Source organism: Otariodibacter sp. (assembly GCF_029256985.1).
In the GTDB taxonomy this organism is placed as follows: Bacteria; Pseudomonadota; Gammaproteobacteria; order Enterobacterales; family Pasteurellaceae; genus Otariodibacter.
The window spans coordinates 1-7,682 of the sequence record NZ_JARIDQ010000054.1 but is presented as its reverse complement, the minus strand read 5'-3'; the positions used below and the strand labels follow the sequence as shown (position 1 = coordinate 7,682).

Genomic DNA, 7,682 nt, shown 5'->3' with positions numbered 1-7,682 from the left:
CTCCTAATGATTATTTTCTTACTACTAACGATTGGATAAACATTGAAGGTTTTGCTATTGCAAATCGAACACTTATTGCCTGTTATCCGAGTTTAAAACGTCTATATTGGCATGCACCTAACAACTTTCCGCTTTTTAAAGAATTAATTAATTCTATTCCTCAAAAATTAGTCAAATTTAATAAGCAAAGATTACTTGCACTACGTAGGGAAGTTACTTTAATTATTCTTCACTATAAAAAATAAATAACATAATTATTATGAATATGTGAATAAGATCACGCTTTTTATACAAATTTTGGTGTAAAGTTCCGTTTACTTTCAATATGATAGCTAATCTTTAATTTAATAAAAAAACCAGTAGGAGCCAATTATGAAAAAAATAGTTTTAAGTACACTTGCTTTAGCTGTCGGGTTAGGTGTTATGACAACATCAGCACAAGCTGCTGATCGTATTGGTGTAACAATTTACAAATACGATGATAATTTCATGTCTTTAATGCGTAAAGAGATCGAGAGAGAAGCTGATCTGCATAAAGCTGATGTTGATTTATTAATGAATGACTCTCAAAATTCTCAATCTATCCAAAATGACCAAGTTGATGTACTTATTTCAAAGGGCGTTAAAGTCTTAGCAATTAACTTAGTTGACCCTGCTTCAGCTCCAACTATTGTTGGTAAAGCAAAACGTGATGACATTCCTGTAATTTTCTTCAATAAAGATCCTGGCGAAAAAACTATTGGTAGTTATGAACAAGCTTATTATGTAGGCACCAATCCTCAAGAATCAGGTATCATTCAAGGTGATTTAATTGCAAAAGCATGGAAAGCTAATCCAGCTTATGATTTGAATAAAGATGGAAAAATCCAATATGTATTATTAAAAGGTGAACCAGGCCACCCTGATGCAGAAGCTCGTACAAAATATGTTGTTGAGCAATTAAATTCTTTAGGTATTGAAACTGAAGAATTATTCAATGATACAGCAATGTGGGATGCTGCAATGGCAAAAGATAAAACGGATGCATGGTTATCGAGTTCTAAAGCAAAAGATATTGAAGTTATCATTGCAAATAATGATGGTATGGCAATGGGCGCATTAGAAGCAACAAAAGCTCACGGTAGAGACTTACCAATCTTTGGTGTGGATGCATTACCTGAAGTATTACAGTTAATCCAAAAAGGCGAAATTGCAGGTACTGTATTAAATGATGGTGTGAACCAAGGTAAAGCAATTGTTCAATTATCTAGTAATTTGGCAAAAGGTAAACCTGCTACGGAAGGGACGAAATGGAAATTAGAAGATCGTGTTGTACGTATTCCTTATGTGGGCGTAGATAAAGACAATCTTTCTGAATTCTTAGAATAAAATGTAGTTGTAAGGGGGGAGAATAATCACTCTCCCCTTTTTTATGAGGTTAGATATGACAGAACAAACTGTGCCAGATGGTCAAGTATTGCTAACAATGACCAACGTAAGTAAGTCTTTTCCTGGAGTAAAAGCCTTAGATCATGCAAACCTTACCGTAAAATCGCACTCTGTACACGCTCTAATGGGTGAAAATGGTGCAGGTAAATCAACACTTCTCAAATGTTTATTTGGGATCTATGCTAAAGATGAAGGGGAAATTCTATTTTTAGGTAAGCCTATTGATTTTAAAACTTCAAAAGAAGCTTTAGAAAATGGTATTTCGATGGTTCACCAAGAATTAAATCTTGTCCGCCAGAGTAGCGTAATGGATAATTTGTGGTTAGGCCGCTATCCTCTAAAAGGAATATTCGTTGACCATGCCAAGATGTATCGTGATACGAAAGCAATATTTGATGAGCTAGATATCCATATAGATCCTAAAGATAAAGTTGCTAATCTTTCAGTTTCTCAAATGCAGATGATCGAAATTGCTAAAGCATTTTCATACGATGCAAAAATCGTAATTATGGATGAACCAACTTCATCCTTATCAGAAAAAGAAGTTGATCATCTGTTTAAAATTATCAATAAACTTAAAGAACGTGGATGTGGAATTATCTATATTTCACACAAAATGGATGAAATTTTTAAAATTTGTGATGAAGTCACTATTTTACGTGATGGAAAATGGATTAACACGGTTGCAGTTAAAGATACCACCATGGATCAAATCGTCGCAATGATGGTAGGTCGAGAACTTACTCAACGCTTCCCTGCAAAAACGAATACACCTAAAGAAGTCATTCTAGAAGTTGAACATCTTACTGCGGTTAATCAGCCTTCTATCCAAGATGTTAGCTTTGAATTACGCAAAGGAGAAATTCTTGGTATTGCAGGACTTGTTGGAGCTAAACGTACAGATATTGTTGAAACTATTTTTGGTGTGCGGGATCGTAAAGGAGGCACAATTAAATTAAATGGTAAAGAGGTAAGAAATAATACTGCCCTAGAAGCTATTAATAATGGATTTGCTTTAGTAACAGAAGAACGTCGTTCAACAGGTATTTATGCCAATCTTAGCATCGAATTTAACTCACTTATTTCGAATATGAAGTCGTACATTTCTTCATTTGGCTTATTAAGCAATAAGAAAATGAAAAGTGATACGCAATGGGTAATCGATTCAATGAACGTAAAAACTCCATCCCATAAAACCAATATTGGTTCGCTTTCTGGTGGTAACCAGCAGAAAGTTGTTATCGGCCGTTGGTTACTTACTCAGCCTGAAATTCTAATGCTTGATGAACCAACTCGAGGAATTGACATTGGGGCAAAATTCGAAATTTATCAACTTATTATGCAATTAGCTCAAAAAGATAAAGGCATTATCATGATTTCTTCTGAAATGCCAGAGTTATTGGGAGTGACTGATCGTATTTTAGTGATGAGTAACGGAAGAGTCGCGGGTATTGTTGAAACTGCAAAAACTTCTCAAGAAGAGATTTTACAACTTGCTGCAAAATATTTGTAAGTATAGAAGGAAAGTATTATGTCCACGCTAGCAAAAAATAAATCATTAGATTTTCTAAAACAAAATGCGATTTATTTCGTATTATTAATTTTACTTATTGTGATTATCGCACAAGATCCGAGTTTTTTAAGTTTAAGAAACTTCAGTAATATTTTAACTCAATCCTCTGTTCGTTTGATTATTGCACTTGGGGTTGCGGGATTACTTGTTACTCAAGGAACTGACTTATCTGCAGGGCGTCAAGTTGGTTTAGCTGCGGTTATAGCTGCTACCTTATTGCAATCCATGGATAATATGAATCGCGTCTTCCCTGATTTAGCACAGATCCCAATTCCAGTGGTTATCTTAATTGTTGCGGTTGTTGGTGCCGTATTAGGATTGCTCAATGGTATTATCATTGCTTACCTCAATGTAACACCATTTATCGCAACAATGGGTACAATGATCATCGTTTATGGTATTAACTCACTTTATTATGATGCGGTAGGTTCTTCACCAATTGCTGGTTTTAATGAAGGATTCTCTGAATTTACTCAAGGATTCTTTAAACTAGGCTCCTTTAACTTATCTTATATTACTATTTATGCCGCTATCGCAGCAGTTGTAGTATGGATTATGTGGAATAAAACACGCTTTGGTAAAAATATCTTCGCTATCGGTGGTAACCCTGAAGCAGCTAAAGTATCGGGTGTAAACGTATCTAAAAACCTTGTTGTTATTTACATGATCGCTGGTGCATTCTACGGCTTTGGTGGTATGTTAGAAGCAGGTCGTATCGGTAGTGCGACTAACAACCTAGGATTCTTATATGAATTAGATGCTATCGCTGCTTGTGTGGTGGGTGGTGTATCTTTTGCTGGTGGTGTTGGTACAGTAATCGGGGTAATTACAGGGGTATTAATCTTTACTGTTATTAACTACGGTTTAACCTATATTGGTGTAAACCCATACTGGCAATATATCATTAAAGGTAGCATTATCGTCTTCGCTGTTGCAATTGACTCTCTAAAATACGCGAAGAAAAAATAATTAAATCACATAATATATTAGCTCCTCATTTAAACAGAGGAGCTTTTTTACCTTTGTAGTTTTTATCTATAGATCAGATATAATACCCTCATCTATTAATCCTTAAATTTCTAAGCTATGTTACCGCTTACACCACCGCCATCTTTACAACCTCGAATTAATCGAAAACTACTCTATTCTGCATCAGCTGCTTTTTTAATGGTTATATTTATGACTGGGTTAGCAGGCGCTTTGCAAGTACCCGCATTAAGTGTCTATTTGCATAAGGAAGTAACCAATGACCCAATGTTAGTTGGATTGTTTTATTCGGTAAATTCTCTCGTTTCTATGACATTAAGCCAAATTATTGCACATTACTCGGATAAAAAACCTAACCGTAAAAAAATCATCGCAATAAGTTGTATGATGCAAATGTTTGGTTGTCTAATCTTTGCGTTTAATCGTGATTATTATGTTCTACTCATTTTGGGTACACTGATTCTAGGACTTGGTTCATCTGTTACCTCACAACTTTTTGCTCTATCTCGTGAATATAGTAAAAGCCAAAAGCGTGACAGCACAATGTTTAATACTGTACTAAGAGCGCAACTATCTCTTGCTTGGATTGTAGGACCTCCTCTCGCCTATTTTCTTTCTGATCAATTCGGTTTTACATTTATGTATAGTGCTGCCGCAACTATTTTTGCTATTTCAATTATTATTGTATTGCTGATGTTGCCACAAGCGGTCACTTCCTCGCTACAAAATGCAAATAGTGACCAAACTTTGCGAGAAGAAGGAATTACCAGTAATCGTAATTCAGTTCTTATCCTTTCAGTGGTCTGCCTTTTAGCATGGACATGCAATAGTATGATGTTTATCAATATGCCTATTTATCTCAACACAAATTTAGGACTTTCTGATCGATTAACAGGCGTATTAATGGGAACTGCGGCTGGCATTGAAATCCCTGTGATGTTAATTGCGGGATACTGTACCCATTGGGTAAGTAAAAAAACATTGATGTTCATCGGTGTTATTGCTGGAATGGGATATTACATCTCCTTATCTTTTTTTGCACAGACTGAATTACAACTTATTGCTAGTCAAATACTTAATGGACTATTCATTGGTATTATTGCTTCTATCGGTATGCTCTACTTTCAAGATTTAATGCCTTATAAAATGGGTACAGCTACCACATTATTTAATAATACCAGTTCTGGTAGTTGGGTTCTTGCAGGGCCAATTGCTGGTTTTATGGCATCTCAATTTGGTTATCATAGTACTTGGTACCTTGCCATTACACTTTGTGCTATTGCATTGATTTTTATGTTGTTTGTCAGAAAAATCTAATAACGACGAGACTCAGATAAAATGCTATAATAAATAACAATATTAAATACATTGGACGCAAACTTTGCGTCCCTTTTTTTGAAAAAGTAATTAATCTATGAATTCAGGAATCAACTACGAAGGCGTTGAGCAAATGCCAATTAAGCGTTTTACTGAAGACGCTTATCTAAATTACTCAATGTATGTCATTATGGATCGAGCCTTACCTTTTATTGGGGATGGGCTAAAACCCGTACAGCGTCGTATTATTTATGCGATGTCCGAACTGGGCTTAAACGCTTCTGCAAAATATAAAAAATCGGCAAGAACAGTCGGGGATGTACTAGGTAAATTCCACCCACATGGCGATAGTGCTTGTTATGAAGCAATGGTACTAATGGCTCAACCTTTCTCATATCGTTACCCTCTTATTGACGGGCAAGGAAACTGGGGGGCTCCTGACGATCCTAAATCATTTGCGGCAATGCGTTATACCGAGTCTAAACTCTCTAAAATGTCAGAAATGCTATTAGGAGAATTAGGGCAAGGCACAGTTGATTATCAACCAAATTTTGATGGATCTCTTGATGAACCTAAATATTTACCAGCCCGATTACCGCATATTCTATTAAATGGCACAACGGGTATCGCAGTAGGTATGGCAACGGATATTCCGCCACATAATATCAATGAACTTTCTCAAGCATTGGTAAAACTTTTGGATGAACCGACCGCTTCTCTAACTGATTTATTGAATATCGTACAAGGTCCAGACTACCCAACTGATGCGGAAATCATTACACCAAAAGCAGATATAGCAAAAATCTATGAGCAAGGCAAAGGCTCGATAAAAATGCGAGCAGTATGGAAGAAAGAAGATGGTCAAATCATCATTACTGCTCTACCTCATCAAGCTTCGCCATCAAAAGTTATTGAGCAAATTGCGACACAGATGCGCAATAAAAAATTACCAATGGTCGATGATATTCGAGATGAATCAGATCACGAAAATCCAATTCGTATTGTGCTCGATCCTCGCTCAAATCGTATTGATTTTGATGCCTTGATGGCGCACCTATTCGCCACAACAGATTTAGAAAAAAGCTATCGTGTTAATATGAATATGATTGGCTTAGATGGCAAACCCGCAGTCAAAAATTTACTGACAATTTTAACCGAATGGCTCACTTTCCGTAAAACGACCGTTACACGTCGTTTAAATTATCGTCTAGATAAAATCTTAGCTCGTTTGCATATTTTAGAGGGCCTATTAATTGCCTATCTCAATATTGATGAAGTGATTGAAATTATCCGTAATGAAGATAATCCCAAAGCTGAGTTAATGAGCCGTTTTAATTTGAGCGATACGCAAGCTGAAGCGATTTTAAATCTTCGCTTACGTCACTTAGCTAAGTTAGAAGAACACGAGTTACAAGCTGAACAACAAAAACTCATAGAAGAAAAAGAACATCTACAAGGCATTTTAGGTTCAGAACGTAGACTCAACACCTTAATCAAAAAAGAGATTCAAGCGGATGCAAAAACATTTGCAAGCCCTCGCCGTTCGCCTATCGTAGAACGAGAAGAAGCGAAAGCAATTGCTGAGAGTGATTTAACTCCAGCAGAACCTGTCACAGTTATCTTGTCAGAAAAAGGCTGGGTGCGTTGTGCTAAAGGACATGATATTGATGTGAAGAACTTAAGCTATAAAGCAGGTGACAATTATTTATCACACGCTCAAGGTAAAAGTAATCAACCTGTGATCTTTATTGATAGTTCAGGAAGAAGCTATGCGGTAGATCCTCTCTCATTGCCTTCTGCTCGCTCACAAGGTGAACCAATTACAGGAAAAATCAATTTACCTGAAGGTGCAACGGTTGAATATGTATTAATGGCTGAAGGAAATCAAAAAGTCTTGATGGCATCAGATTCTGGTTATGGTTTTATTTGCCAATTTGAAGATTTAGTTTCTCGCAATAAAGCCGGTAAAGCGGTCATTTCCTTAACAGAAAATGCAAAAGTACTACCACCTCAACTCCTCAACCAAACAGAAAACGATCTACTGGTTGCAATGAGTAATGTTGGCAGAATGCTTGTATTCCCAGTATCTGATTTACCAACCTTATCAAAAGGAAAGGGAAATAAAATTATTAACATTTCAGCTGCAGCGGCTAAATCTGGCGATGAACTGCTCTCTCGCCTACTCATTATTCAACCAACAAGCTCTTTAGTCTTTACTTCTGGCAAACGCAAAATCACACTCAAACCAAGTGATATTGAAAAATATCGTGGTGAACGAGCAAGAAAAGGCTCTCAACTTGTTAGGGGATTAAATGCCAAGACTGAAGTAGAAATTGTGAATTAAAACGACTAATGCTATTCCTTTGATAAACAAAAA

Annotated in this window: 6 protein-coding genes; all 6 read left to right on the top strand. The window is 36.3% G+C overall.

Going from position 1 to position 7,682, the window contains the following annotated elements; all coding sequences use genetic code 11:
- Positions 1–245 (top strand): tRNA-binding protein (locus tag Q1J40_RS05730; RefSeq protein ID WP_301099094.1); only part of this gene is annotated, 245 nt, incomplete at its 5' end.
- 127 nt (positions 246–372) lie between these two features.
- Positions 373–1,368, top strand: coding sequence for a galactose/glucose ABC transporter substrate-binding protein MglB (mglB, locus tag Q1J40_RS05725; RefSeq protein WP_301099093.1), 996 nt, complete (start codon positions 373–375; stop codon positions 1,366–1,368).
- Between the two features lie 55 nt (positions 1,369–1,423).
- Positions 1,424–2,941, top strand: a complete 1,518-nt coding sequence (gene mglA / locus Q1J40_RS05720; protein ID WP_301099092.1) for a galactose/methyl galactoside ABC transporter ATP-binding protein MglA — start codon at positions 1,424–1,426, stop codon at positions 2,939–2,941.
- Positions 2,942–2,959: 18 nt separating this feature from the next.
- Positions 2,960–3,970, top strand: coding sequence for a galactose/methyl galactoside ABC transporter permease MglC (gene mglC, locus Q1J40_RS05715; protein WP_301099091.1), 1,011 nt, complete (start codon positions 2,960–2,962; stop codon positions 3,968–3,970).
- A 117-nt stretch (positions 3,971–4,087) separates the two neighbouring features.
- Complete coding sequence (locus Q1J40_RS05710) at positions 4,088–5,305, top strand: sugar efflux transporter (RefSeq protein ID WP_301099090.1); 1,218 nt, start codon at positions 4,088–4,090, stop codon at positions 5,303–5,305.
- A gap of 97 nt (positions 5,306–5,402) precedes the next feature.
- Complete coding sequence (gene parC, locus Q1J40_RS05705; RefSeq protein WP_301099089.1) at positions 5,403–7,649, top strand: DNA topoisomerase IV subunit A; 2,247 nt, start codon at positions 5,403–5,405, stop codon at positions 7,647–7,649.
- Positions 7,650–7,682 lie beyond the last annotated feature (33 nt).

Excerpts from the sequence above, each read along its gene's own strand:
- mglB (WP_301099093.1), top strand. The coding sequence starts at position 373 with ATGAAAAAAATAGTTTTAAGTACACTTGCTTTAGCTGTCGGGTTAGGT.
- mglA (WP_301099092.1), top strand. The coding sequence starts at position 1,424 with ATGACAGAACAAACTGTGCCAGATGGTCAAGTATTGCTAACAATGACC.
- mglC (WP_301099091.1), top strand. The coding sequence starts at position 2,960 with ATGTCCACGCTAGCAAAAAATAAATCATTAGATTTTCTAAAACAAAAT.
- Q1J40_RS05710 (WP_301099090.1), top strand. The coding sequence starts at position 4,088 with ATGTTACCGCTTACACCACCGCCATCTTTACAACCTCGAATTAATCGA.
- parC (WP_301099089.1), top strand. The coding sequence starts at position 5,403 with ATGAATTCAGGAATCAACTACGAAGGCGTTGAGCAAATGCCAATTAAG.